Annotated in this window: 22 protein-coding genes; 9 read left to right on the forward strand and 13 right to left on the reverse strand. The window is 68.0% G+C overall.

The window, feature by feature from the left end; genetic code table 11:
• Positions 1–34 precede the first annotated feature (34 nt).
• Together AC06FA_RS03050 and AC06FA_RS03055 are read right to left on the reverse strand one after the other, a co-directional pair.
• On the reverse strand, positions 35–2452 hold the full coding sequence (locus tag AC06FA_RS03050; RefSeq protein WP_478067056.1) for a putative bifunctional diguanylate cyclase/phosphodiesterase: 2418 nt from the start codon (positions 2450–2452) through the stop codon (positions 35–37).
• A 165-nt stretch (positions 2453–2617) separates the two neighbouring features.
• Positions 2618–4543, reverse strand: coding sequence for a DEAD/DEAH box helicase (locus AC06FA_RS03055; RefSeq protein WP_478067057.1), 1926 nt, complete (start codon positions 4541–4543; stop codon positions 2618–2620).
• A 256-nt stretch (positions 4544–4799) separates the two neighbouring features.
• On the opposite strand from AC06FA_RS03055, the gene AC06FA_RS03060 reads away from it, so the two are divergent.
• Complete coding sequence (locus AC06FA_RS03060; protein ID WP_108752563.1) at positions 4800–5021, forward strand: RNA-binding S4 domain-containing protein; 222 nt, start codon at positions 4800–4802, stop codon at positions 5019–5021.
• A gap of 20 nt (positions 5022–5041) precedes the next feature.
• Here AC06FA_RS03060 and ubiM read toward each other — a convergent pair whose 3' ends face one another.
• From ubiM to AC06FA_RS03080, 4 genes are all read right to left on the reverse strand, one after another.
• Complete coding sequence (ubiM, locus tag AC06FA_RS03065) at positions 5042–6220, reverse strand: 5-demethoxyubiquinol-8 5-hydroxylase UbiM (RefSeq protein WP_478067058.1); 1179 nt, start codon at positions 6218–6220, stop codon at positions 5042–5044.
• Positions 6221–6316: 96 nt separating this feature from the next.
• The gene (locus AC06FA_RS03070) at positions 6317–6706 is read right to left on the reverse strand and encodes an MAPEG family protein (RefSeq protein WP_478067059.1); all 390 of its coding nucleotides are present in this window, start codon (positions 6704–6706) and stop codon (positions 6317–6319) included.
• Positions 6707–6718: 12 nt separating this feature from the next.
• Positions 6719–7264, reverse strand: a complete 546-nt coding sequence (locus AC06FA_RS03075; RefSeq protein ID WP_478067060.1) for a DUF4019 domain-containing protein — start codon at positions 7262–7264, stop codon at positions 6719–6721.
• A gap of 58 nt (positions 7265–7322) precedes the next feature.
• On the reverse strand, positions 7323–8486 hold the full coding sequence (locus AC06FA_RS03080; protein ID WP_478067061.1) for a COG3904 family protein: 1164 nt from the start codon (positions 8484–8486) through the stop codon (positions 7323–7325).
• Positions 8487–8903: 417 nt separating this feature from the next.
• Here AC06FA_RS03080 and AC06FA_RS03085 point away from each other — a divergent pair, with 417 nt between their 5' ends.
• The 3 genes from AC06FA_RS03085 (at position 8904) to AC06FA_RS03095 (ending at position 12586) form a co-directional block, all read left to right on the forward strand.
• A complete protein-coding gene (locus AC06FA_RS03085; protein ID WP_478067063.1) occupies positions 8904–10382 on the forward strand; it encodes an AlkA N-terminal domain-containing protein in 1479 nt (492 codons plus the stop codon).
• On the forward strand, positions 10379–10870 hold the full coding sequence (locus AC06FA_RS03090) for a methylated-DNA--[protein]-cysteine S-methyltransferase (protein ID WP_478067064.1): 492 nt from the start codon (positions 10379–10381) through the stop codon (positions 10868–10870). Before AC06FA_RS03085 ends, AC06FA_RS03090 begins: the two co-directional genes overlap by 4 nt.
• Before the next feature lie 471 nt (positions 10871–11341).
• On the forward strand, positions 11342–12586 hold the full coding sequence (locus AC06FA_RS03095; RefSeq protein WP_478067065.1) for an alkaline phosphatase family protein: 1245 nt from the start codon (positions 11342–11344) through the stop codon (positions 12584–12586).
• A gap of 110 nt (positions 12587–12696) precedes the next feature.
• Here the strand turns inward: AC06FA_RS03095 and AC06FA_RS03100 are convergent, their stop codons facing one another.
• Both AC06FA_RS03100 and AC06FA_RS03105 read right to left on the reverse strand, forming a co-directional pair.
• Positions 12697–12876, reverse strand: a complete 180-nt coding sequence (locus AC06FA_RS03100) for a 30S ribosomal protein THX (protein ID WP_108749022.1) — start codon at positions 12874–12876, stop codon at positions 12697–12699.
• Between the two features lie 110 nt (positions 12877–12986).
• Entirely contained in the window at positions 12987–13400 is a 414-nt protein-coding gene (locus AC06FA_RS03105) for a MerC domain-containing protein (RefSeq protein ID WP_478067066.1), read from the reverse strand.
• Between the two features lie 134 nt (positions 13401–13534).
• Between AC06FA_RS03105 and AC06FA_RS03110 the strand changes: the two genes are divergently transcribed.
• The 5 genes from AC06FA_RS03110 (at position 13535) to AC06FA_RS03130 (ending at position 20144) form a co-directional block, all read left to right on the forward strand.
• The gene (locus AC06FA_RS03110; RefSeq protein WP_478067067.1) at positions 13535–15733 is read left to right on the forward strand and encodes a TonB-dependent receptor; all 2199 of its coding nucleotides are present in this window, start codon (positions 13535–13537) and stop codon (positions 15731–15733) included.
• 231 nt (positions 15734–15964) lie between these two features.
• Positions 15965–16531, forward strand: a complete 567-nt coding sequence (locus tag AC06FA_RS03115; RefSeq protein WP_478067068.1) for a TetR/AcrR family transcriptional regulator — start codon at positions 15965–15967, stop codon at positions 16529–16531.
• Complete coding sequence (locus AC06FA_RS03120) at positions 16531–18201, forward strand: MFS transporter (RefSeq protein ID WP_478067070.1); 1671 nt, start codon at positions 16531–16533, stop codon at positions 18199–18201. The genes AC06FA_RS03115 and AC06FA_RS03120 overlap by 1 nt, the downstream gene beginning before the upstream one ends.
• A gap of 11 nt (positions 18202–18212) precedes the next feature.
• On the forward strand, positions 18213–19397 hold the full coding sequence (locus AC06FA_RS03125) for an HlyD family secretion protein (RefSeq protein ID WP_478067071.1): 1185 nt from the start codon (positions 18213–18215) through the stop codon (positions 19395–19397).
• Positions 19398–19478: 81 nt separating this feature from the next.
• Complete coding sequence (locus tag AC06FA_RS03130) at positions 19479–20144, forward strand: hypothetical protein (protein ID WP_478067072.1); 666 nt, start codon at positions 19479–19481, stop codon at positions 20142–20144.
• Positions 20145–20281: 137 nt separating this feature from the next.
• On the opposite strand, the gene AC06FA_RS03135 is transcribed toward AC06FA_RS03130, so the two are convergent.
• From AC06FA_RS03135 to AC06FA_RS03155, 5 genes are all read right to left on the reverse strand, one after another.
• Positions 20282–20773 (reverse strand): Fur family transcriptional regulator, encoded by a 492-nt coding sequence (locus AC06FA_RS03135; protein WP_108749015.1) that lies wholly within the window; start codon positions 20771–20773, stop codon positions 20282–20284.
• A gap of 34 nt (positions 20774–20807) precedes the next feature.
• Positions 20808–22211, reverse strand: a complete 1404-nt coding sequence (gltX, locus tag AC06FA_RS03140) for a glutamate--tRNA ligase (RefSeq protein WP_478067073.1) — start codon at positions 22209–22211, stop codon at positions 20808–20810.
• Between the two features lie 93 nt (positions 22212–22304).
• Positions 22305–23897 carry a M20/M25/M40 family metallo-hydrolase gene (locus tag AC06FA_RS03145; RefSeq protein WP_478067074.1) on the reverse strand — a complete coding sequence of 531 codons (1593 nt, stop codon included), beginning with the start codon at positions 23895–23897 and terminating at the stop codon, positions 22305–22307.
• Between the two features lie 78 nt (positions 23898–23975).
• The gene (locus AC06FA_RS03150; RefSeq protein ID WP_478067076.1) at positions 23976–24455 is read right to left on the reverse strand and encodes a hypothetical protein; all 480 of its coding nucleotides are present in this window, start codon (positions 24453–24455) and stop codon (positions 23976–23978) included.
• A 39-nt stretch (positions 24456–24494) separates the two neighbouring features.
• Positions 24495–24905, reverse strand: coding sequence for a hypothetical protein (locus tag AC06FA_RS03155; protein WP_478067077.1), 411 nt, complete (start codon positions 24903–24905; stop codon positions 24495–24497).
• Positions 24906–24907: the final 2 nt, after the last annotated feature.

Genomic DNA, 24907 nt, shown 5'->3' on the forward strand with positions numbered 1-24907 from the left:
CCGGTGTGTAGACCAAAGGTGGGGCCGTCGCCGGTCAGACCGGTGGCCCCGGCTGGCCCACCAGGCGCAGCGGACGCTGGTCGGCCAGGGTCAGCCGTTCCAGCGGTTGCGGGCGTTCAATGGCAAAGCCCTGCAGGCCCTGCACGCCCAGTGCCGCCAGCGCGGCGGCCACCTCCTCGGTTTCCACCCATTCGGCCACCACTTCCATCTGCAGTTCGCGGCCCAGTTCGCTGATCGCGCGCACCGTGGCATGGCTGACCGGATCGCTGCCCATGTCACGCACGAAGGCCCCGTCGATCTTCAGGATGTCGGCCGGCAGCTGCCGCAGGTAACCGAACGAGGACAGCCCCGAGCCGAAGTCGTCCAGCGCCATGCGGCAGCCGCGCGCCTTGACCGCATCGATGAAGGCCCGTGCCTGGGTCAGGTTGCTGATCGCCGCCGTTTCGGTGATCTCGAAGCACAGCTTCGCCGCCAGTGCACGGTTGCGCTCCAGCAGGTCGCAGACGAAGGCCAGGAAGCCCGGCTCGGCGATCGACTGGGCCGACACATTCACGTTGCACAAGCCGAGCTGGCGCACATGCGCCGGGCAGACCTGCAGATGGCGGAACAGCAGGCCCAGCACATGGCGGTCCAGCGCCACGGCCATGCCATAGCGCTCCACCGCCGGCATGAACTGGCCGGGCAGGTGCAGCGCGCCGGCGGCGTCGCGCATGCGCACCAGCACTTCGTAGTGCAGATAGCTCGGATCGCCCACCTTGGCGATGCGCTGGGCATAGAGCAGCATGCGGTTATCGGCCATCGCGCGGCTGACCCGCTGCAGGCGCTCGGCCTCCTGGCGCCGCTCGTCCAGCGCCAGGCGGTCTTCGTTGAAGCAGTGGATGCGGTTGCGCCCGGCCTGCTTGGCCGCATAGCAGGCACTGTCGGCCGCGCTCATCAGCCAGTTCACATCCTGCGCGTCGGCGGTGACTTCCACCACGCCGATGCTGCAGCTCAGCTGCGGGCTGCCCTCGCTGATCGGGAAGGTGGCCTGGCCCAGGTTGCGCAGCAGCCGCTGCAGCACGCGCTTGGCCTCGTCCTGGCTGGCGCGGGCCAGGAACACCGCGAACTCATCGGCGCCCAACCGCCCCACCCAGTCGCCATCGCGCACCGCGCCGATCAGGTATTCGGCGAAACCGCGCAGCATCTGGTCGCCGGCGGCATGGCCAAAGCTGTCGTTGACCAGCTTGAAATGGTCCAGGTTGATGTAGCACAGCGAATGCACGCCGCCTTCCGAGCGCACCTGCAGCAGGGCATTCTCCAGCAGCCGTTCGATCTCGCGGCGATTGATCAGGCCGGTCAGCGGATCATGGCTGGCGTGGTGTTCGATCTCGCGGGCCAGCGCATGGTGCTGGCTGACGTCTTCGATGATTGCAAACACCGACAGGCCGCGACCGGGCGTGCGCACCCCGGTGCCACTCCAGCGGCCCCACACCAGGCTGCCGTCGCGCCGGCGGAAGCGCAGTTCGCCCGGCCGCAGCTGGCGTTCCCAGTCGATCTGCCCGTGCTCGTCCAGCACCAGCTCGCCCTCCATCAACAGATCGGCGAAGGCCATCTGCAACAGCTGGTCGCGGCGGTAATCCAGGATATCGGCGATGGCCTGGTTGGCCTCGACCACCCGCCCCCGCGCATCCAGCTTCAGCATGCCCACGTTGGCCTGGTAGAACGCCGCGCGGAACCGGCTTTCGTGTTCCCCCATGTCCTTGCCCACGCGCCGGGCCAGGGCGATGGCCATCAGCGTGATGCCCAGCACCGACACACCGCCGACCACCAGGGTGGCGATGCGCACCGCGCGGGACATGTCCAGCAGCGCCTGTGAAAAGGCCCTGGCCTGCCCCTGCAGGGTCTGGTCGATGTCGCGCAGCCGCTGCAGGTAGGCGTCGCGGGCAGTCACCGGCAGCGGACCTTCGTGGTGGCGCTGGCGCAGTTCGGCAATCAAGGCCTGCATGGCCAGCACGCCTGGGTCGGTCTGTCGCCACAGGGCGGTGGCATCACGGAACGCACCGAAATCGCGGGCGTGGCGGAAGGAAAACATCAGGCGCGCCACATCGCCCTGGGCATTGCCACCGCGCAGGAAGCCGGCGCGGGCAGTCGCTTCGTCCGGATCGGATTGTTCCAGTGCCAGGCGCGCCTGCAGATCGCCCAGCGGCAACTGCAGCGCGCGCTCGGCATCGTTCAGGTCGATCAGCTGGCCACGCACCAGATAGCGGCTCAGTGCCGAGGTGGCCTCCTGCTGCCCACGCGACCAGTGCCCCTGGCCGGCAATCCACGCCGTGGACGCGGCCTGCAGCTCCTGGATGACAGCCGACAACGCGACCAGGCTGATCGCCATCCCGGTCAGCAACACAAAGCGCAGCCCCAACCCTCGGGTCATCGGCACCCGCCGATCCTGCTGCTCGCTACCCCTCCTACCCATCCTGGATCCCCCCGGACGCGATTACGGTGGCAACCTCCTGCGGAACCCGTTCAGCCTAGAACCGTGGATGTGTGGATGGCGCGAAGCCCACGAAAAAGGGCGGGCGGCGCCCGGGCCATCCGAAGATGAATGCCCGGTCGCCCCCCGCCCCTTCAGGCGTGACGCTTAGAAGCTGCGCGGACCGCGCGGCTTGAAGCCATCGCGGCGCGGCGGGCGACCTTCACGGTCACCGCCGGGACCACCCGGGCCACCGCGACGCGGGCCACCCGGACCACCCGGGCCACGCTTGTCGAAGCGCGGCTTGAACGGACGCGGGGCCGGATTGATCTCTTCGCCGGCCGCCAGCGGGCGCATCTGCAGCTGCTGGCCCGACACCCACACCTTCTGCAGGTGGCTGAGCACGTCCTGCGGCATCTGCGCCGGCAGGTCCAGCAGCGAGAAGTCGTCGTGGATGTCGATGCGGCCGATGTAGCGGCTTTCCAGGCCGGCTTCGTTGGCGATGGCGCCGACGATGTTGGCCGGCTTCACGCCGTGCTGGTGGCCCACCGAAATGCGGTAGGTCTCCATGCCCTGGTCCGGCGCACCACGCGGCGGCACTTCACGGCGCGGGCGCTGCTCGAAGCCACCCTCGCCCTCTTCGCGGCGCGGGCCACGTTCGAAGCGCGGGCCGCGCTCGTTGCGGTCGAAGCGATCGCCGCGTTCCGGGCGGTCGCCACGGTCGAAACGCTCGCGCGGGGCACGCTCTTCACGCGGCGCACGCACCGGCGGCTGCAGCAGGAACGGGGTATCGCCCTGCAGCATCTTCGCCAGAGCAGCGGCCACTTCGATGGCCGGCACGTTCTGCTCGCTCTCGAAACGCTCCAGCAGCTGGCGGTAGAAGTCCAGGCCGCCGGCGCCGAGGGTTTCGCTGATGCGCGAGGTGAACTTGTTGATGCGGGTGTCGTTGACCGCTTCCACGCTCGGCAGCTGCATTTCTTCGATCGGCTGGCGGGTGGCGCGCTCGATCTGGCGCAGCATGCCCTTTTCGCGCGGGGTGGCGAACAGGATCGCCTCGCCGCTGCGGCCGGCACGACCGGTACGGCCGATGCGGTGCACGTAGCTTTCGGTGTCGTACGGGATGTCGTAGTTCAGCACGTGGCTGATGCGCTCCACGTCCAGGCCACGGGCGGCCACGTCGGTGGCCACCAGGATGTCCAGCTTGCCTTCCTTCAGCATGGCGATGGTGCGCTCACGCTGGGCCTGCTGCATGTCGCCGTTGATGGCGGCAGCGGCCAGGCCACGGGCCTGCAGCTTGCTGGCCAGTTCTTCGGTGCCGGCCTTGGTGCGCGCGAAGATGATCATCGCGTCGAACGGCTCCACTTCCAGGATGCGGGTCAGCGCGTCCAGCTTGTGCATGCCGCTCACCCACCAGTAACGCTGGCGGATGTTGGCCGAGGTGGTGGTCTTGGCCGCGATGGTCACTTCCACCGGGTTCTGCAGGTAGGTCTGCGCGATGCGGCGGATCTGCGGCGGCATGGTGGCCGAGAACAGGGCCACCTGGCGCTGCTCCGGCAGCTTCTTCAGCACGGCTTCGACGTCGTCGATGAAGCCCATGCGCAGCATTTCATCGGCTTCGTCCAGCACCAGGGTCTTCAGCTCGGACAGGTCCAGGGTGCTGCGGTCCAGGTGGTCGATCACGCGGCCGGGGGTACCGACCACGATGTGCACGCCGCGGCGCAGGGCCGACAGCTGCTGGCCATAGGGCTGGCCGCCGTACACCGGCAGCACGCGGAAGCCGGGGATCTTCGAGGAATACGACTGGAACGCCTCGGCCACCTGGATGGCCAGCTCGCGGGTCGGCGCCAGGATCAGGGCCTGCGGCTTGGTCTGCTGCAGATCGATGTTGGACAGCACCGGCAGCGCGAAGGCCGCGGTCTTGCCGGTACCGGTCTGGGCCTGGCCCAGCACGTCGCGGCCTTCCAGCATGGCCGGAATGGTGGCCGCCTGGATCGGCGAGGGGGTTTCGTAGCCGATGGCGCTGACCGCCTGCATGACAGGCTCGGACAGGCCGAGCTGCGCGAACTGCAGCGGCGCGTGGGAATCTTGGGACATGGAAAACTCCAAAGGCACGGCCATCTGCATGGCAGTGCGATAAAAAAGGGATGGTCCGCGCTTTGGGCGCCCTTCTTATCGCGTGCCCTGGCGCTGCTCGTTCGGAGGGAGATTCACTCGCTCAGAGCGGAATGATACCGCACCCTGCCTGAACGGCGCGTACAGGAAACCATTCGCATCCATGACCGCCCGCCCTGGCGCACAATACGCGACCCGCGCGGCCAGCCCTGGCCCGCCCCAGCCGGAAACGTGTTCCATGCAGATTCTCGAATTCGACCTCGACGGCGAGTACGTCGAACTGAAGCAGTTGCTGAAGCTGGCCGACCTGGTCACCAGCGGCGGCGAGGCCAAGATGGTGATCGGCGACGGCCAGGTGCTGGTGGACGGCCAGGTCGAGCTGCGCAAGGCCTGCAAGATCCGCGCAGGCCAGGTGGTGGAATTCAACGACAGCCAGATCCGCGTGCTGGCTGCCGGCTGACCCGGCCGGGCAAGGCAGGGTCAGGCCACGCGCTGGGTCAGGTGCGAGGCAATGACCCTGCGGAACGGCGCCACGCCCTGCGCCAGCCGCAGACCGGCCGCGCGCAGCAGGCGCGCCGGCGCACGGTCGTCGGTATACAGGCTGGCGATGGCGTTGGTGGCCTCGTACAGCGGCCGCGAGGCCAGCCGGTGCCCGCGCTCGTAGCGGGCCAGCATGCCGTCGGCGCCGATGTCCGCCCCGCGACGCTGCTGTTCGGCGATGCCCTGCGCCAGGCGCTGCGCACTGGCCAGACCCAGGTTGAACCCATGCGCGGTGACCGGGTGCATGCCCACGGCGGCATCGCCGATCAGCGCACAGCGACTGCCGACGAAACGGTGCGCGTAGACGCCTACCAGCGGATACGCCTGCGGCGTGGCCACCGGCTGCATCTGCCCCAGGCGGTGCTCGAAGAATCCAGTGATGGCGTGGCCGAAGGCCACCTCGTCCATCGCCAGCAGCTGCTCGATCTGCCGCGGCGGAAGGGTGACCACCGCTGACGCCTGCCCTTCGTTGAGCGGCAACAGGGCCAGGGTGCGGCCATAGCCGAACCATTCCCACGCCGTGTGGCGATGGTCACGTTCGACCTGCATGCGGCACACCAGCATCGATTTACCGAAGTCGCGCATCTGCGCACCGATGCCCAGCAGGCGGCGGGTGCCGGAGAAGCGGCTGTCAGCGGCCACCAGCAGGCGGGCGTGCAGTTGGCTGCCATCGTCCAGGGTCACCACGTGGCCCTGCGCATCCGCACGCAGCGACTGCACCTTGCGCCCATCAAACAGGGCCAGGCCCGGCTGGCCCTGCACGCTCTGCCAGGCTGCCCGACGGATCAGGTGGTTGGGCACCAGCCAGCCCAGCGGCTGGTCGGCAGTGCGGTCGCTGGCGAAGGTAAGTGCGAACGGCGAACCGCCGTTGAGCACCTTGGCATCGCGCAGTTCGGCAATCTCACTGGCCGGCAGGCGTTGCCACAGGCCCAACTGTTCCAGACTCTGGCGGGACGCGTGGGTCAGCGCGATTTCGCGGCCGTCGAAGGCCGCATCGGCCAGTGCCTGGCGCGGCTGCGCTTCCACCAGCCCGACCTGCAGGCCACTGTCGGCCAGCGCGCGCGCGAAACACAGACCTGCCGGTCCTGCGCCCACCACCACCACGTCCATTCCACGCATGCCTGTCTCCTGACCCTTGTCCGTTCGCTGCCAGCTTAGCGCCCTGCACGTTAAGGACCTTGATCTGGATCAGGCCGCCGGCTTCCCGCCGCACGTCTACAGCAGCGCGAACACCAGCGACAGTACCGCCACGATCGACACCACCCAGACCAGGCTGCGCACGTACGGCACGCCCGTGGCATACAGCGGCAGGTACACCACCCGGGCCCAGAAATACACCTGGGCGGCCAGCGCCGTGTGCTCGCTGCTGCGCCCGGACAGCACCACCGCAATGGCGGCGGCAGCGAAGAACGGGAAGGTTTCGAAGAAGTTAGACTGGGCCCGTGCCAAGCGGGCGGCCAGCGCGCCCAGGGGCGGATTCTGGCCATCGCGGGCCGACGCGTTCCATTTCAGCCCACGTTCGTGGGTGGCCGCACCGGTGGCGGCAAAGATATGCACGAAGCCCAGCAGCATCGCCCAGGCCAGCATCGTCAGTTCGGTCGCCATGTTCGATCTCCGTCAGGGAGCGGAAGCGCGCAGGCTGTAGCCGGCCAGGCGCCAGGTCTGGTCTTCGTCGAAACGGAACGACACCAGTTCGCGCACCGGCTGTGCGCTGCTGGCAAAACGGGTGGGGAAGCTGACGTTGATGTACAGCCCTTCCGGCACGGCGGCGCCCGGGCCGTACTTCACCCGGGTTACGCTGGGCTGGCCGCGCCCGGCCAGGGACCCCAGGCGGGTGCGGTCGGCCGTGAGCTGGCTGACGAAGGCGGCCTTGGGCACGGCGCGGCGCGCCACGGCCGAAGCACCGTCCCACAGTTCATCGGCGCGGTTGGCGTCGACCAGCTGCGCGGCCTTCAGCGCCGCGGCGGTCATTTCCGCATCCTGCTTCTGTACCTGGGCCTGCTGCGCCGGGGTCAGCGTTGGCGTGGCGGCGGTGGCCGGCCTGGCGGCGGCCGGGGCCGCCGGGGCCGGGCGCGCCGGTGCAGGGGCCGGCGTGGCCGGCGACGGCGCCTGTGCCAGTGCAGTCAGAGGCAACAAGGACAGCAACAGGAACGCGCGCTTCATGGGCACCGCCACTTCAATGAATGGAAGCGCAGTCTACGCCAGCCCGGTGATCGGTTCGTCAGCGCGCGGTGCTGCTCGCTTCCACCGCGGCGGCATCGGCTTCGGCAGGGGCGCCACCGCTGCCAGAGGCGGGCGGCTGCTCGGCCAGCGGCGGCTCGGGCGGTGCCGGTGGCAACGTCGCCACATCGATTTCCGACAGCGGGCTCTCTTCCGGGCACACCGGATCGGGGAAGCCGAAACGTTCCTTCAGCGCCTGCCCGCAGCTGTTGATCGATTCCATGTCCACGCCCTCGCGCTTGCACTGCTGGTCGAAGGCGATCAGGAAGGCATCCTTGCGCTGCACGAAATCATCGCCACAGGCGCGCATCTGCTTGATCCGCTCCAGATCGTCCTGCACCGCGTTGGTGCCATCCAGACCGAACTGGCGCAGCTCCTCGGGGGTCAGCAGGCGCAGGCTGCGGTTGGGCACGGTCATCATCAGATCGGCCACGCCCACCGCAACGCCGTTGCGCTGCAGGTAGTCCTTCACGTTGTCGTAGACCTCGTGCAGTTCGCGGTTCAGTTCGGCGCGCGAGGTCGCCTTGGAGCTGATGCGCATCATGCGGTGGATGCCGACCTTGCCCGACAGCAGGCGGTTGTCGCCGGCCGCGAGGACGAACACGCAGGCACTGTGGCAGATCGAACCTTCGCGCACCCAGATCGTCCAGCCCGATTCACCGATGCTGTCACCGGCCACGATGGCCGATTCCACCTGGCCACCGCTGGAATCCAGATCGAGGATGCGCTTGTGGATCTTCAGCGCATCGGCGACCACGGCCAGGCGCCAGACCAGTTCAGCGAACCCGGGATTGATCTTGCCGGCATAGCGCACGCGCAGCAGCCCACGCTCGGCACACGGCGCCAGCGCCTGCTGGATCTGATCGCGCCCCAGCCCGTCCAACGCCACGCCGTCACCGCCCTCACCGGCGTAATCGGTGCTGCAGCTGATCCAGACGTTGCCGTTCTCCAGCTGCGCCTGCGGCCACGGCCGGTCCGCCCGGCTGCGCGGCGGCGCCGGCGGCGGCGGTGCATCGGCCGCGTTGATCGACACCATGTTCTCGCCATCGCTGGCCGGCGCCCGCGCTGCCTTGTCGGCGGCGGTCACGTTGCCGGGATTTTCCAGTTGCTTGCAGCCGGCAAGGGCCAGGCACAACAGGGGCAACCAGCGGAATCGGAAAGACATCGGGCAACCGGTATTCGAGGGAAGCGAGAGCCACAGTCTACCCGCCAATGCCGCGCATTCAGCGTGCGCCACTGAACCCTTGGTGACCCTGGGGAACGCATCCACGCATGGCGTGGATGCAGCCGTCAGTCACCGGAATCCATCCGGGGTCAGAGCCCGTCGCTGCGCAACGGGATCCGACCCCATGCCGTTCCAACAGATCGCAGCCATCTGTCGAAGGCGGGGTGGTATGGGCAGGCGGGACCGCAGGCGCCATGGATGGCGCCCATACCATCCGCCCTCCCACGGATAGCCCGCTTTTGACGTTGACGTTGACGTTGATTCGGCGGGTGCAGGGCGCAGCCCTGCCGGACCCCCTTCAGCATCCATGTCCGAAAATGGCGAGTATCCACCCGCAGCGCAGCCTAGACTGGCGCCATGGACACCTCCCCCGCCCTCGACACCGCTGCCTGCGACCGCGCCCGCCTGGCCCGCGACGCGCGCTTCGACGGCGTGTTCTTCACCGCCGTGCGCAGCACCGGCATCTATTGCCGCCCGGTCTGCCCGGCACCACCGCCGAAGCCGCGCAACATCAGCTACTACCGCACAGCCGCTGCGGCCGCCGCCGCCGGTTACCGGCCCTGCCTGCGCTGCCGGCCCGAACTGGCGCCGCAGGCGCAGCAGGCCCTGGCCGGACAGACCGTGCAACGTGCACTGGCACTGATCCACAACGGCTTCCTGCAGGAACAGTCCATGGCCGAACTGGGCCACCGCCTGGGCCTGAGCGCGCGCCAACTGCAGCGCCTGTTCGTCGAACACCTGGGCGCCACGCCCGCACAGATCCACGCCACCCATCGCCTGCTGCTGGCCAAGCAACTGCTGACCGAAACCGCGCTGCCGGTTACCGACGTCGCACTCGCCGCCGGCTACAACAGCCTGCGCCGCTTCAACACCGCCTTTCTGCAGGGCTGCGGCATGCCTCCCACCGCGCTGCGTCGCCAGCATGCCCCGCGGGTCGGCGCCGACGATGGCCTGGTGCTGCGCCTGGGCTACCGCCCGCCCCTGGATTTCCCGCGCATGCTGGCCTTCCTGCGCAAGCGCAGCCTGCCCGGCATCGAACTGATCGACGAGGACAGCTACCAGCGCGTACTGGGCACGCCCGAACGCCCCACCCTGCTGCGGGTCACTGCCGACCCCAAGCGCCCGGAACTGCGCCTGCAGCTGGGCGCGGTCGATCCGCGCCTGATTCCGGACATCGTGCGCCGCGTGCGCCGCGTGTTCGATCTGGACGCCGACCTGCAGCAGGTGCATGCCGCCCTGGGCGAAGAACCCCTGCTGGCCCGCGGCATCGCAGAGCGCCCCGGGCTACGCGTACCGGGCGGCTGGGATGGTTTCGAGGTGGGCGTGCGCGCCGTGCTCGGCCAGCAGGTCAGCGTCGCGGCGGCCACCACCTTCGCACGCCGTCTGGTGGACGCCTGGGGCGCCCACCTGCCCGGCATGCCAGCCGCGTTCGACCGTCAGTTCCCGCTGCCGCAGGTGTTGGCCGAGGCACCGCTGGAATCGATCGGACTGCCACGCACACGGGCGGCGACGGTGCGTGCGCTGGCTGCGGCCTGCGCCAGCGGTGCGCTGGATTTCGGGCCCGGCCAGGCCCTGGACGAGTTCGTTGCACGCTGCGTCGCGCTGCCGGGTATCGGGCCGTGGACGGCGCAGTACATCGCCCTGCGCGGGCTGGGCCAGCCCGACGCGTTCCCCGCCGGCGATCTGGTGCTGCAGCAGGTGCTGGGCCACGCCCAGGGCCAGCGCCTGAGCGAGCGCGCCACCGAGGCCCGCTCGCAGGCATGGCGGCCGTGGCGCGCCTATGCGGTGCTGCACCTGTGGCACCTGTCCGGCACTTTTGTTGGAGAACCGACATGACCTTGTTGTTCGATCGTTTCGACAGCCCGATCGGCGAGTTGACCATCGCCGGTGACGAGCATGGGCTGGCCCACGTACTGTTCCCGGAAAACCGCCACCCGGCGCGTGGCCGCGCTGATTGGCAGTACGCGCCCGGCGCGCTGCCGCAGGCACGCGACCAGTTGCTGCAGTACCTGCATGGGGAGCGCAGACACTTCGATCTGCTGCTGGCCCCGCGTGGCACACCGTTCCAGCTGCGTGTGTGGCAGGCGCTGGCGGTCATTCCGTTCGGCCAGACCTGGAGTTACCTGCAACTGGCCCAGCACCTGGGGCAACCCACCGCCACCCGTGCGGTGGGCGCGGCCAACGGCCGTAATCCGCTGCCGATCGTGCTGCCCTGCCACCGTGTGATCGGCAGCAATGGCACGCTGACCGGCTTCGGCGGCGGATTGGCAACCAAGGCCGCACTGCTGCGGCTGGAGCAGCGGCAGGCCCCCCTGTTTGCCTGAAGGTTCGGGTTTGCAGGCAGGGCTGCGCCCTGCACCCGCCGACGCAACGTCAACGTCAACGTCAACGTCAAAAGCAACAGCGGGGTATCCGTGGGTTGGCGGGGCGGTGTGGGTGGGCAGGACACGCCGCAAGTACGTCCTTGTAGGCTCGTAGGCGCCATCCATGGCGCCTGCGGTCCTGCCCACCCACACCGCCCCACCTCTGACAGTTCCTCGCGGCTGTTGGTAGGTGTCGACCTTGGTCGACACGCTGGATCGACTGACGGAGTGTGTCTGGAGAGGAGCCCCCTTCTTGTTGAAGGGGGCGCGCCGAAGGCGCGGGGATAAGGAAAAATGCGCGGACACGGCGCGCTTTCCAGCGCCGTGTAGGGGGCGCGCCGAAGGCGCGGGGATAAGGAAAAATGCGTGGACACGGCGGGCGACAGCACGCCGTGTCTTGGGCGCGTCATTGCCGCCGCTTATCATGTGGCGATGACTTCCGTACGCCTGACCTGTTCGCTGGCGCTGCTGCTGCCACTGGCCGCCTGCACGACCACGCCCTCTTCGTCCGCGCCGGTGTCGCGCGCCGACGCGCCGCCGCCGAAGCTGCTGCTGATTTCCATCGACGGACTGCGCGCCGATGCGCTGGATCGTGGGCTGACCCCGAACCTGCAGCGCATCATCGACGGCGGCGTGCGCGCACGCTGGATGACGCCGTCCTACCCGTCGCTGACCTTCCCCAACCACTACACCCTGGTCACCGGGCTGCGCCCGGACCACCACGGCATCGTCAACAACAGCATGGAAGACCCTGCGCTGGGGCGCTTCAGCCTGGGTGACCGTGACGCGGTGACCAACAGCGGCTGGTGGGGTGGCGAACCGATCTGGGTCGGGGCGGAAAAAGTGGGCGTGCGCACCGCCACGACTTCCTGGCCCGGCAGCGAGGCCGAGATCGACGGCACCCGGCCCAGCCGCTGGCAGGTGTACAACATGAAGGAACCGCTGCAGCAACGTGCGCAGACCGTGCTGGACTGGCTGGCGCAGACCGATGCCGATGCCCCCCGGCTGACCACGCTGTACATGGAAAACGTGGACAAGGCCGGGCACAACCATGGCCCGGATTCGCAGCAGTACGCCGACGCGATCGTGCTGGCCGACCAGGTGATCGGCCAGGTGCTCGATGGCCTGGAATCGCAAGGATTGGCCGCATCCACCAATGTGGTGGTGGTCTCTGACCACGGCATGGCGTCGGTGCCGGAAGGCCAGGTGATTGCCACCGAATCGATGGTCGACCCGTCGATCGCGCGCAACATCAGCCAGGGACAGTCGGTGGGCTTCGAGCCCGTGGCCGGCCGCGAAGCGCAGGCCGAGCGGATGCTGCTGGGTCGCCACGCGCATTACGAATGCTGGAAGAAGGAGGCACTGCCGCCGCGCTGGCATTACGGCAGCCACCCGCGCGTGCCACCCATCGTCTGCCAGATGGATGAAGGCTGGGACGCCCTGCATGCCGAGCGCATCGCCAAGCGCGACCACCAGGACCGTGGCTCGCATGGCTACGACAATGCCCTGCCCTCGATGCGTGCGGTGTTCCTGGCGCGCGGGCCGTCGTTCCAGCAGGGCCGGTTGATCGACGGGTTCGACAATGTGGATGTCTACCCGCTGCTGGCGCACCTGCTGCAGGTGCCGGCTGCGCCGAACGATGGCGACGCCGAGACGTTGAAGAAGGCGCTGCGCTGACCGCACAACATCCGCCGGGCATGGCCCGGCGAGCGCAGCGGCAGAAAAACCAGGCACAAAAAAAACGCGGCGCCAGGCGCCGCGTTTTCTTCAAGCAACCGCCGGCCGGATCAGGCCTTGGCAGCTGCCTTCTTCGCCACAGCCTTCTTGGCCGGAGCCTTGGCCACGGTCTTCTTGGCAACCGGGGCGGCGGCGCCTACAGCGACCTTGCTCGCGGTGTGCGAACGGGCGTTGCCGTAGCTGGCGTTGTAGCGCTTGCCCTTGGCGGTCTTGCGGTCACCCTTACCCATGTCTTCAACTCCTCAAGTGTGAAATCTGGTTACCCCGTACTGACACGGGTTCGGCGGGGCCGCCTTGCTGGGCGCCCCCGCGCACGATCAGAAAGCCTATCACGACGCGCCTAGTGCGCGCAGCCGGCGTCGTGGACGTGGCCGTGGTTCAGGCGCAGGTTCACCAGGTGCGCCACGCCCACCAGCAGGCCACCGACGGTCATCACCACCGCATGCGGCACCGCATTGTGGTGCAGCGGGTCGTACAGCACGCCCGCCCACAGCGCCACCAGGCCAGGAATCAGGAAGCCCAGCGCGCGCAGGGCGCCATGCCGCCGGTAGCCCATGACCAGGCTGAACAGCCCCAGCAGCGTCACGAACACCACCAGCGCCATCTCCACGCCGTCGCTCAGCCAGAACGACAGGCCCAGCGAAGGCGCGATCGCCAGCAGCACCGGGATGACCGCGCAGTGCACGGCGCACAGCATGGAACCGGTGGCACCGAAGCGATCGAGCAGGCGGCGGAACGAGGAGGACAGGGACATGACTTCCAGCAGGGTCGGCGAATCGTTATGGAATAATATAACATTCACTCCTGCCCCGCACGTTTCCCCTCCCCCTGTCTGTCGACGGGATACGTGCGCCACCCGATTGATACAAAGTAACAAAGGAATTGCCGATGTCTGCCCATTCTCCGCGGTTGAAGCCGCATTCCCTTGCCCTGGCGCTCGCGGCGCTGCTGCCCACGGCGGCGTTCGCCGCCGGCAACGATTCGGGCCAACGTGACCGCCACCTGACCGAGCTGTCGTCGGTGCAGGTCACCGCCTCGCCGCTGCAGGGCGATGCCGAATCGCTGGCGCGCCCGGTGGACGTGCTGACCGGCGAACGCCTGGACGAACAGAAGGCCGGCACCCTGGGCGATACCGTGGCCAAGCTGCCCGGCGTGCAGAGCACCTTCTTCGGCCCCGGCGTCGGCCGCCCGATCATCCGCGGCCAGGAAGGCCCGCGCGTGGCCGTGCTGTCCAACGGCATGGGCAACATGGATGCCTCCACCGTCAGCGCCGACCATGCCACCAGCATCGAACCGTTCCTGGCCGACCAGATCGAAGTGCTGAAGGGCCCGGCCACCCTGCTGTTCGGCAGCGGCGCGATCGGCGGCGCGGTGAACGTGGTTGATGGCCGTATTGCCCGCGATCTGCCGGACCGCCCGCTCAGCGGTCGCGCCGAACTGCGCGGCAACTCGGTGAATGACGAACGCAGCGGCATGTTCCGCCTGGACGGCGTGAGCGGCAACGTGGTGCTGCATGTCGACGGTCTGGTGCGCAACGGCGATGACTACCGCATTCCCGGCTATGCGGTGATCGACAGCCTGGAAGACCACCACGACGACCACGACCACGCGGGCGAAGAAGGCGAAGAGCCGCGCCGCGGCCGCCTGGACAACAGTTCCATCCGCACCCGTGCCGGCGGCGTGGGCGCGACGTGGCTGGGCGAAGGCGGTTACTTTGGCGTGTCTGCCAGCACCTACCGCACCAACTACGGCATTCCCAACGGCGCCCACGTGCATGCCGAGGGCGATGACCACGACCATGATCACGACCACGACCATGGCGAAGAGGAAGAAGGTGACGAGCACGACGTGCGCATCGACATGGTGCAGAACCGCTTCGAGACCAAGGCCGGCATCTACAACCCGGTCTCGTTCCTGAAGAACGTCAACGCGCGCGTGGCCTACACCGATTACGAGCACGTGGAGCTGGAAGCCGGCACGCCGTCCACCCGCTTCACCAACCGCGGCATTGAAACCCGCCTGGAAGCAGTGCAGCAGCAGATCGGCGGCTGGGACGGTGCCTTCGGCCTGCAGTTCGGCAACAGCGATTTCGGTGCGCGCGGCGAAGAAGCCTTCGTACCCGACACCAACACCAGGAACGTCGGACTGTTCGTGCTGCAGGAAAAGCAGTTCGGCCCGTTCAAGCTGGAACTGGGTGGCCGCCATGACCAGGTGAAGCTGGACCCGACCGGTGACTACCGCCGCCGCTCGTTCGATGCCACCAACCTGTCGGCGGCCGGCATCTGGAAGCTCAACGATGCGGTGGACCTGCGCATTGGCGTGGACAGTTCCGAGCGTGCACCGACCAATGAAGAGCTGTACGCGGCTGGCGCGCATATCGCCACCCGTTCGCTGGAAATTGGCGATGCCAACCTGAAGACCGAGCGCGGCCAGCGCGTGGAGCTGGGCATCCACACCCACAGCGAGCGCCTGGACTTCTCCGCTGCGATCTACCAGACCAGGTTCAAGGACTTCATCTACCTGGCCGACACCGGCGTGACCGAAAGCCTGCCGGTGCGTGCCTGGACCCAGCAGGACGCGGTGTTCAAGGGTGCCGAGGCCGAAGCACTGGTGCACCTGTTCGAAGGTGGCGCCGGCGATTGGGACCTGCGTGTGTTCGGTGATTACGTGCAGGCCAAGCTGGACGGCAGCGGCAGCCGCAACCTGGCGCTGGCGGTGCCGCACGGCGACCACAGCCACAGCTACAGCGTGGAACTGGCCAACACCGGCTACCTGCCGCGCATTGCCCCGGCACGCGTGGGCGCGGACCTGCGCTGGGCCAAGGACGGGTGGCGCGCGTCGGTGGGTGCGGTGCGCTACAGCCGGCAGAAGGACGTGGCACAGAACGAGGAACCGAGCGACGGCTACACCCTGGTCGATGCGCACTTCGCTTACCGCTGGGACCGCAACGACAGCAACAGCTACGAGGTGTTCCTGGACGGCAGCAACCTGACCAACCGCGAAGTGCGTCCGCATACCTCGCTGCTGCGCGACTATTCGCCGCTGCCGGGCCGCGGCGTCGCCTTCGGCATCCGCGCGTACTTCTGATCAGGCCATCCACGCATGGCGTGGGTCTACTGAGCCGGGGGTCGGATCCCTTTCCGCAGGAAAGGGCTCTGACCCCCGGGTCAACGGAAACAACACAGGGGCCTTCGGGCCCCTTTTCCATGGCCAACCGGATTTCACGCCATCCTCACAAAGATGTGCGTAGAGCAACAAGCGGACAATCCCGTCACTGAACGTCTCGCCAACCGGACATCTTTGTCCGAAAATGAAGCCATGACCGCACAACGCGCTGATGCTGCCGCCCGCCGGGCCCTGATCCTGAATGCCGCCGACCATGTGTTCGGCCAACACGGCGTGACCGCGCCGCTGGACCTGGTGGTCGAACGCGCCCAGGTGGGCCGCGCCACCCTGTACCGCAATTTTCCCGACCGCACCGCCCTGATCCAAGCCCTGCTGCAACGCACGGTCGACCGCATCCGCCGCCAGGTGGAACAGCTTGGTGACCGCGACGATGCGCTGTTCGAAGTCTTCGAGGGCATGGCCCAGCGCATCATCGATTCGCCGGCGCTGGCCGACTACTGGCGCGCGGTGGATTCGGACGTGGCGGCCATGCGCATCGCGCGCGAGACCGTGCGCGACCTGCTGGAAGCGCCGATCGCGCGCGCCAAGGCCGCCGGGCTGTGCCGCCCGGACCTGGAAAAGACGGATATTTCACTGATCTCGGGCATGCTGGGCGCAGCCCTGCGCGGCAAGACCCGCGAAGAGCGCGCGCAGCTGGCCGGGCGCGCCCTGCAGCTGCTGCGCGGGGGCCTGCAGGGAGCAGCCAGCGGAGACCGCTGATGGTGCAGCCGTACCTCAAACCGATTCCGGATTGGGAGGAGCACGAGAAGCCGACCATGCCCGGGTCGGCCTCGATGCCGTGGCACCCGCCGCAGCGGCGGGCGGCCTACGCACTGGTATCGCTGCTGGTGGCCATCACCGGTGGCCTGGGCAATGCGCTGGTCACTGCCAACCTGCCGTTCCTGCAGGGGCAGCTGGCCCTCACCCCCACCCAGGGCAGTTGGCTGGTCGCCGCCTACGCCATGGTGAACGTGACCGCCAACCTGCTGGCCTTCAAGTTCCGCCAGCAGTACGGCATCCGCCTGTTCGCCGAAATCGGCCTGGGCCTGTACGCGGCGCTGGCCGTGCTGCACCTGTTCGTGGGCAGCTTTGAAACCACCCTGCTGACCCGCGCCGCCAGCGGTTTTGCCGGTGCCGCCTGTTCCACCCTGGGTACGCTGTACATGCTGCAGGCCCTGCCCCGCCGCTTCACCGGCAACCTGCTGGTGATCGGCGTGGGGCTGTCGCAGCTGGCGGTACCCATCGCCTGGATCGTCTCGCCCACGCTGGTCGATACCGGCCAATGGCACCAGTTGTATTCCTTCGAAGCCGGCCTGGCGCTGTGCGCGTTCGCCGCGGTGGTGCTGTTGAAGCTGCCGCCGGGCGTGCAGATCAAGGCCTTCGAACCGCTGGATTTCCTCACCTTCGCCCTGCTGGCGCCGGCCGTGGCCTTGCTGGTGGTGGTGCTGGCGCAGGGCTACACCCGCTGGTGGCTGGACACCGCATGGCTGGGCTGGGCGCTGGTCGCTTCCATCACGCTGACCACCACCGCGCTGGTGATCGAACACTATCGCCGCAATCCGCTGCTGCAGATCCGCTGGCTGTCCACCCTGCCGGTGCTGCACTTCATCGTCGGCGCGTTCCTGATCCGCTTCCTCACCACCGAACAGTCCTACGGCGTGGTGAGCCTGATGCGCACGCTGGGCATGGGCCCGGACCAGATGCGGCCGTTGTTCGGCGTGATCCTGGCCGGAGTGGTCACCGGCATCGCCGGGGCCTCGCTCACCTTCGGGCCGAAGCGGCTGATTCCGCAGCTGCTGATGGCCATCCTGCTGCTGGGCACGGCCGCGGTACTGGACCAGCACCGCACCAGCCTGGACCGCCCGCACGATTTCTACGTCAGCCAGTTCCTGGCGTCGGTCGGCGCAGGCATGTTCATGGGCCCGCTGATCATGCTGGGCATTTCCGCTGCGCTGAAGCAGGGCGTGGACCACATGATCACCTTCCTGGTCACCCTGTCGATCACCCAGACCCTGGGCGGTCTGGCCGGTTCGGCGGTGCTGGGCACCTTCCAGCTGCATCGCGAACAACTGTATTCCAGCGCGCTGACCAGCCAGCTCGATCCTGCCGATCCGGTCGTCGCCCAGCGCCTGCGCATCCAGCAGCAACTGTACGCCGGGCAGATCACCGACCCGGTGCTGCGCAGCGCCCAGGGCAGCGCGCAGCTGGCGCAGACCACGCGGCGCGAAGCCAATGTGCGCGGCTTCAACGATGTGTTCACCCTGAGCGGCTGGCTGGCCATCGGCTTCCTGGCCTGGCTGCTGCTGTTGTCACTGCGCACCGCCGTGTTGAAGCAATGGCGCAAGCGCCACCCCGTTACCCCCGCTGCGGCTGCCGCAGCACCCCGCTGAGTACTCCTGCCATGTCTCCCGTGCCGCCGCGTTCCGACGAACCTGACACCACCGACAACGTGAGCCCTCCGCCCCCCACCGATGCCGCAGCTGCACCGGCGGCGGCGCCTGCTGCGGCCGCCGCGCCCAAGTACCTGCGGCCCAGTGCACGCAGCGTGGTGGTGATGATCGTGGTGGCGCTGCTGGGCATCGCGCTGATCCTGCGCGCCTGGCACCTGTGGCCGTTCACCAGCAGCGTGATGGTGACCGACAACGCCTACGTGCGCGGGCAGATCACGGTCATGGCGCCGCAGGTGAACGGCTATGTGACCGAAGTGCTGGTGAAGGATTTCCAGCACGTGAAACAGGGCGAGCCACTGCTGCGCATCGACGACCGCATCTACGCGCAGAAGGTGGCGCAGGCCGAGGCGACGCTGGACAGTGCACGTGCAGCACTGGCCAATTCGGACCAGTCGCAGGCGCAGAACCGTGCGCAGATCGGTTCGGCGCGCGCCACCCTGGCCGCCGGGCAATCGGAACTGCAGCGCTCGCGCAATGAATTGAAGCGCTACGAGGAACTGGCGGCGCAGCAGCTGGTCTCGATCAATGACCGCGACAAGTTCCGCACTACCCAGGCCTCGGCGCAGGCCAGCGTGCAGCAGTCACAGGCACAGATCCGCATTGCCGAGGAAACGCTGGTCTCCACCCAGGTCGCGCGCAAGGGTCTGGAAGCGCAGGTGGAAAGCGCGCAGGCGCAGCTGGAACTGGCGCGCATCGATCTGGCCAACACGGTCATCCATGCCCCGCGCGATGGCCAGATCAGCGAGGCCAGCGTGCGCGTGGGCCAGTACGTGGCCGCCGGTTCGCAGCTGCTGTTCCTGGTGCCCGATGCATTGTGGGTGGTGGCCAACTACAAGGAAGGCCAGACCTGGCAGATGCGCATCGGCCAGCCGGTCACGTTCACGGTGGATGCCTTCCAGGGCCAGGTGCTGCACGGCCATGTGGAACAGATCGCGCCGGCCACCGGCTCGGAATTCAGCGTGCTGCGGCCCGACAACGCCAGCGGCAACTTCACCAAGGTGGTGCAGCGGTTGCCGATCCGCATCTCGATCGACCCCGACCAGGAACTGGCCGCGCGGCTGCGGCCGGGCATGTCGGTGATCGCGCGGGTGAATACCGCCGCAGAGCCTGATCCGGCACCGGCACCGGCACGGTAGAGTCGACCGTTGGTCGACTGCTCCTGCTCGGGGATTCACACGCTAGTCGACTGACAGTCGACTCTACCTGATAGGCGCCACATGAAATTCAACGCACTGGCCAAAAAGGCGGCCACGGGACCTGCGCCGCTGCACCATGGTGGCAACGTCGAAGTGGAGGATCTGATCCGCTTCGTGCTCGAGCACGGCGCCGAGGGCGCAGCAGAGATAGAACGCCTGTGCACGCTGTACGCCTGGCGGCAGGACGTGCAGCACAATCCCGACGGCACGCACTTCGCGCCGATGGCGCCGTGGGCGCAGGCGTGTGCAGCCCTCGGCCACAACGGCGTTGCGGGACTGCAGCCGCTGCTGGATGACCCGCGCCTGGCGACCTATGCGGTGGGGGTTCTGCAGGAGGTGCGCAGCGAGGCGTCCGTATCGGCGTTGCTGGCTTTCTGCGAACAGGCGGATGTCAGCCAGGACGATCCGATGTCGGCGCCGTCACGGGCGCTGGCCGCGCTGAACGCGCTGCTGTCATTCGACAAGGCCGTCGTGGTGCCCATCGCCACGCAACAGGCCCTGCTGCACCTGGTCCAGCGTGTGTGGGAACAGGCGCCAACAACGCGGGGCCGCAGCCTGGCGTTGTATGCCGTGCGCGGTGCGGCCGCGCATGAGGCGCTGCAGTGGGTGCAGTCGCTGGTACTGGAAGAGGAAGAGCTGATTGCTGCGCGCAAGGTTGTGCTGAAGCGGCTGCGGCAGCGTATGTGAGAGGGGGTCAGAGCCCTTTGCCTGTGGCAAAGGGGTCCGACCCCAGACCTCATGCGGGGTCAGAGCCCTTTGCCTGTGGCAAAGGGATCCGACCCCAACCTCATGCGGGGTCAGTCTGACCCCAGGATGCAGGTCTGTCAGCCCGCGCAGCGCGCGCACAGGCCGTGCACTTCCAGGGTCTGTGCCTGCGGCTGGAAGCCCAGCTCCTTGGCGCGCTTTTCCAGCTGGGTGACGATCTCGCGGTCTTCCAGTTCCACCGCGCTGTGGCAGCTGTTGCAGATCAGGAAGGGCACCGAGTGCGCCGCGCTGCTGGGATGGTGGCAGGCCACGAAGGCGTTCACCGATTCCAGCTTGTGCACGAAACCATTGGCCATCAGGAAATCCAGCGCGCGGTACACGGTGGGCGGGGCGTCGGCGCCCACGCCCTTGCCGCTGCGCACCCATTCCAGCAGCTCATAGGCCTTCACCGGCTTGCCGGCCTCGGCAATCAGCTTCAGTACATTGGCGCGGATCGGGGTCAGGCGCAGCCCGCGCTCGCGCGAGACACGCTCGACCACCGCCACGAAATCCGATGCGTCGTGGACGTGGTGGTGCGGGGCGGTACAGGCAGAAGCAGGTTTGGCGGGCATGCGCGTTCTCCGGTTCGGGGCTGGGCCGCAGGGCTCAGGCCGCTGCTACCTTGGTAATGGCCACATCGATGCGTTTCAAGGCCTGCTCGCGGCCGGCCAGATACACGGTATGGGAAATGTCAGGGCTGACCTGGGTGCCGGTGATGGCCACGCGCAGCGGCTGGGCGACCTTGCCCATGCCGATCTCCAGCGCGGCGGCGGCATCGTGCAGGGCCACGCCCACGGCCTCGGCGGTCCATTCCGGCAACGCGGCCAGCAGCTCGCGGGCCTTGCCCAGCGGCAGCTCGGCGCCGGCCTTGAAGTGCTTGGCGACCGCCGCCTCGTCGTACTCGGTCAGCGGCTGGTACCAGACCACGGCCTTCTCGGCCATTTCCTTCAGGGTCTGCACGCGCTCGCGCAGGGCAATCACCACGTCCACCGGGGCCGGGCCGGCGGCCACGTCCAGGCCCAGCTTTTCCAGCTGGTAGACCAGGTGCGGCACGATGCTGGCCGCCTCCTCGGTCTTCAGGAAGTGCTGGTTGACCCAGCCCAGCTTGGCCATGTCCAGGCGCGAGGCCTTGGAATTGCAGTTGCTCACGTCGAAAAGCTCGATCAGTTCCTGGCGGCTGAACAGCTCCTGGTCACCGTGCGACCAGCCCAGCCGGGCCAGGTAGCTCAGCAGGGCGTCGGGCAGGTAACCGGCATCCTTGTACTGCATCACGTCGGCCGCGCCGGTGCGCTTGGACAGCTTGGCGCCCTGCTCGTCCAGGATCATCGGCATGTGGCCGAACTTCGGCACCGGCGCGCCGATGCCTTCGTACAGGTTGATCTGGCGCGGGGTGTTGTTGATGTGGTCGTCGCCGCGGATGACCTCGCTGATGCCCATGTCCCAGTCGTCCACCACCACCGCGAAGTTGTAGGTGGGGTAGCCGTCCGGGCGGAAGATGACCATGTCATCCAGCTCGCTGTTGGCGATTTCGATGCGGCCCTTGATCAGGTCGTCAAACACCACGGTGCCTTCCAGCGGGTTCTTGAAGCGGATGACGCGGTTCGGGTCGTCCTTGCGCGGCAGGCCCAGCTCGCGCGCGGCGCCGTTGTAACGCGGCTTTTCCTGCTTGGCCATGGCGGCCTCGCGCATGGCGTCCAGCTCTTCGCGGGTCTCGTAGGCGTAGTACGCCTTGCCGTCGGCCACCAGCTGTTCGGCCACTTCCAGGTAACGGGCCACGCGGTCGGTCTGGTAGATCGGGCCGACGTCGTAGTCCAGGCCCAGCCAGTCCATCGCCTCCAGGATCGCGTCGATCGCGCCCTGGGTGCTGCGTTCACGGTCGGTGTCTTCGATGCGCAGCACGAACTCGCCGCCACGGTGGCGGGCCTCCAGCCAGCAGTACAGCGCGGTGCGGGCACCGCCGATGTGCAGGTAACCGGTGGGGCTGGGGGCGAAGCGGGTGCGGCAGATCATGGGGCGCTCGGGGAACGGGAATCCGCCGATTTTACCACCAGCCCCGGAAAGGCAAGCAGGGACCGGTGCGCCCGGCCCCTGCCGCCCGGTTTTTCAGGGCTGCGGTTCAGCCTTGCGCGGGAAGGACTGCTCACGCATCGCCGCGTTGTAGGCAAACGACGCCACGATCGCCGCCGCCTGCTTCAGGTCGTCCGGCTCGGCGTGGTCCCAGGTATCCAGATGGCTGTGGTGCACGTTGGTGAAGTAATCCAGCCGGTCCTGGATGAACTGGAAGCCCGGCAGGCCGATGCGGTCGAAGCTGATGTGGTCGGTGCTGCCGGTGTTGCGGGTGGCCACGGTGGTCGCGCCCACATCGTGGAACGGGGCCAGCCAGGCCTCGAAGATCGGCATGGCCGCCAGGTTTTCCTGCGCATAGATGCCACGGAAGCGGCCCGAGCCGTTGTCCATGTTGAAGTAGACCTGGAACCTGCTGTAATCGCGGGTCTTCTGCAGTGCGCCGGTGGGCTCGCGCAGCGAGGCCGGCAGTGCCTTCTGTGCCGCATCGGTGGGTTCGGGGAAACGACCGAAGTGCTTGGCCACGTAGGCCTGCGAGCCGATCAGGCCCTGTTCCTCACCACTCCACAGCGCCACCCGGATGGTGCGCTTGGGCTTGGCGCCGGTGGCCTTGAGGATGCGCATGGCTTCCATCATCACTGCCACGCCGGCGGCGTTGTCGGCCGCGCCGGTGCCGCTGTGCCACGAATCCAGGTGGGCACCGATCATCACCACTTCATCGGGCTTGCTGCTGCCACGGATCTCGGCCAGCGTGTTGTAACCGGGCTGGTCGGCCTCGTCGGTGAAGCGTGCGGCCACATCCACGCGCAGGCGCACGGTCTGCTTGGCCGCCAGCGCGCGTACCAGCGGGTTGAAGTGCTCGGCGATCATCGCCAGTTCGGGAATGCCCACCGATTCGCCGGCCTTGCGCGAGCCGCCGCCGGCCACGCGGATGATGCCGTTGTCCCAGCTGCTGATGCTGATCGCGGCCAGCGCGCCCTCTTCCACGAAGAACGCATTGACCTTGGCCGCCAGTTCCTGGCGTTCCTTGTATTCCTTCACCCGCTTGGCCCGTTCGGCGGCGGCATCCTTGGGCACGGTGAACTCCTGCAGGCCTTCCAGCGAGGTGGCGTCGTGGCGGTGCGAATCGGCCTCGGTACCGCGCTTGTACTCGCGCGCCTCGCCCAGCAGCAGGATCTTGCCGCGCAGCTTGCCGCGGTACTTCTCGATGTCCTCCGGCTTCTTGATTTCCACCTGCAGCAGTTCGCCTTCCACCGGCCCGTTCGTGCCCGGCGTCCACGCCTTGGGCAGGGCATGCAGCGGCTGCACGCGGTCGCCCAGCATTTCCACGCTGGCCGAGGTGAACTCCCAGCCACGGCCGAAGTCATCGAAGGCTTCGTCGTGCACGTTGTCCAGCTTCCATTCGCTGAACTTGCTGCGGGTCCAGGCGTTGGCGCGGCCCATCGCCGGCGAATTGGTCAGGCGCGGTCCGATGCGCTCGGTAAGATAGCTGAAGGTGTCCATCACCTGCGAGCGGTGGAACGCCTCCTGGCGGATACGGCTGACCATGTCCAGGTCGACCGGTTCGCGCTGCTGCGCCCCTGCGTTGCCGCCCATCACCAGCGCTGCTGCCAGCACACCCCACTTCAACACGCCGCACCCCTGCCCTTCGGCTCGATCATCAAGCGTTCGAGTCTAGCCAGCGGCGGCGGGCAGCCCCCGTCCCATCGGTCATGGGCCCGCCACTTCCGGCACGGGAACATCGATCTGGGTTTCGCCGAAATCGCTGAACTCCAGCAGCAGTGTGCCCTCGACGAACACCAGTTCGTGGCGGAAGCTGCCGGCGCCGACCACCACCAGCTCCTCCAGCAGCAGGTCGCCGAATCCCTCCGAGGGCCCGCCGTGCTTGTCCACCCGCAGCCGCGACACCTGCCCGTAGCGAAGTTCGATGCGCCCGCCCCAGGCGCCCTGCAGCACCAGCAGGACCTGATGGGGGCGACCGTTCTCGTCTTCCCCCTCGCTGAGCGCCAGCTGTTCAAGCCGCGCGTCATGCAGGCAGCGGGGATCGCTGAAGTCGTAGCGCCACGGTGCCGCCACGAACGCTTTCACCGGCGCCGGAAGCCCCGCTGCGATCGACGCTACGTAGGCATCCCAGCCCGTCGTATCGATGTCATAGCCGTCGCCGGTCTCGCTCAGTCTTACGATGTCCATGGCATTGCTTCTCCTGATGACAGCGCATTGTGCCTGCCGCTAGCCGCGCCAGCCCAGCCACAGCTGCGCCCGTTCCGGCAGCAGCAGCAACCAGTGCCGCTGGTCGATGCTGCTGCAGCCATAGACCGCGGCGTGCGCCGGCCAGTCTGCCGGCAGACCGTCGATGCCGATGGCCTGCAGTGCGGCCGCCCCGGCCTGCCAGGGCCGGTAGCGTGGCACCCGCCCGGCCAGCGCACCGCGCCCCTGCCGGGCGTTGTTCAACCACGCCAATCCCTGCTGCCGCAGCCCTTCGCAGCTCACCGCAGCCAGCTGGAAGCGGACCAGGCCGGGGGCGATCCGTGCCCCCGGCAGGGCCGCCAGCACCCCATGTGCCTGCAGCAATGCATCCACTTCCAGCAGGGACGGGATGCCCTGCTGTGCCCGTTGCCGCAATCCCTGGCGCCAGCCCATGG

This window comes from Stenotrophomonas sp. Steno-C17 (assembly GCF_056393165.1).

Excerpts from the sequence above, each read along its gene's own strand:
- AC06FA_RS03150 (WP_478067076.1), bottom strand. The coding sequence starts at position 24,455 with ATGGACATCGTAAGACTGAGCGAGACCGGCGACGGCTATGACATCGAT.
- AC06FA_RS03105 (WP_478067066.1), bottom strand. The coding sequence starts at position 13,400 with ATGTCCCTGTCCTCCTCGTTCCGCCGCCTGCTCGATCGCTTCGGTGCC.
- AC06FA_RS03110 (WP_478067067.1), top strand. The coding sequence starts at position 13,535 with ATGTCTGCCCATTCTCCGCGGTTGAAGCCGCATTCCCTTGCCCTGGCG.
- AC06FA_RS03075 (WP_478067060.1), bottom strand. The coding sequence starts at position 7,264 with ATGAAGCGCGCGTTCCTGTTGCTGTCCTTGTTGCCTCTGACTGCACTG.
- AC06FA_RS03060 (WP_108752563.1), top strand. The coding sequence starts at position 4,800 with ATGCAGATTCTCGAATTCGACCTCGACGGCGAGTACGTCGAACTGAAG.
- AC06FA_RS03100 (WP_108749022.1), bottom strand. The coding sequence starts at position 12,876 with ATGGGTAAGGGTGACCGCAAGACCGCCAAGGGCAAGCGCTACAACGCC.
- AC06FA_RS03070 (WP_478067059.1), bottom strand. The coding sequence starts at position 6,706 with ATGGCGACCGAACTGACGATGCTGGCCTGGGCGATGCTGCTGGGCTTC.
- gltX (WP_478067073.1), bottom strand. The coding sequence starts at position 22,211 with ATGATCTGCCGCACCCGCTTCGCCCCCAGCCCCACCGGTTACCTGCAC.
- AC06FA_RS03085 (WP_478067063.1), top strand. The coding sequence starts at position 8,904 with ATGGACACCTCCCCCGCCCTCGACACCGCTGCCTGCGACCGCGCCCGC.
- ubiM (WP_478067058.1), bottom strand. The coding sequence starts at position 6,220 with ATGCGTGGAATGGACGTGGTGGTGGTGGGCGCAGGACCGGCAGGTCTG.
- AC06FA_RS03090 (WP_478067064.1), top strand. The coding sequence starts at position 10,379 with ATGACCTTGTTGTTCGATCGTTTCGACAGCCCGATCGGCGAGTTGACC.
- AC06FA_RS03135 (WP_108749015.1), bottom strand. The coding sequence starts at position 20,773 with ATGCCCGCCAAACCTGCTTCTGCCTGTACCGCCCCGCACCACCACGTC.
- AC06FA_RS03050 (WP_478067056.1), bottom strand. The coding sequence starts at position 2,452 with ATGGGTAGGAGGGGTAGCGAGCAGCAGGATCGGCGGGTGCCGATGACC.
- AC06FA_RS03080 (WP_478067061.1), bottom strand. The coding sequence starts at position 8,486 with ATGTCTTTCCGATTCCGCTGGTTGCCCCTGTTGTGCCTGGCCCTTGCC.
- AC06FA_RS03125 (WP_478067071.1), top strand. The coding sequence starts at position 18,213 with ATGTCTCCCGTGCCGCCGCGTTCCGACGAACCTGACACCACCGACAAC.
- AC06FA_RS03115 (WP_478067068.1), top strand. The coding sequence starts at position 15,965 with ATGACCGCACAACGCGCTGATGCTGCCGCCCGCCGGGCCCTGATCCTG.
- AC06FA_RS03120 (WP_478067070.1), top strand. The coding sequence starts at position 16,531 with ATGGTGCAGCCGTACCTCAAACCGATTCCGGATTGGGAGGAGCACGAG.
- AC06FA_RS03095 (WP_478067065.1), top strand. The coding sequence starts at position 11,342 with ATGACTTCCGTACGCCTGACCTGTTCGCTGGCGCTGCTGCTGCCACTG.
- AC06FA_RS03155 (WP_478067077.1), bottom strand. The coding sequence starts at position 24,905 with ATGGGCTGGCGCCAGGGATTGCGGCAACGGGCACAGCAGGGCATCCCG.
- AC06FA_RS03130 (WP_478067072.1), top strand. The coding sequence starts at position 19,479 with ATGAAATTCAACGCACTGGCCAAAAAGGCGGCCACGGGACCTGCGCCG.
- AC06FA_RS03055 (WP_478067057.1), bottom strand. The coding sequence starts at position 4,543 with ATGTCCCAAGATTCCCACGCGCCGCTGCAGTTCGCGCAGCTCGGCCTG.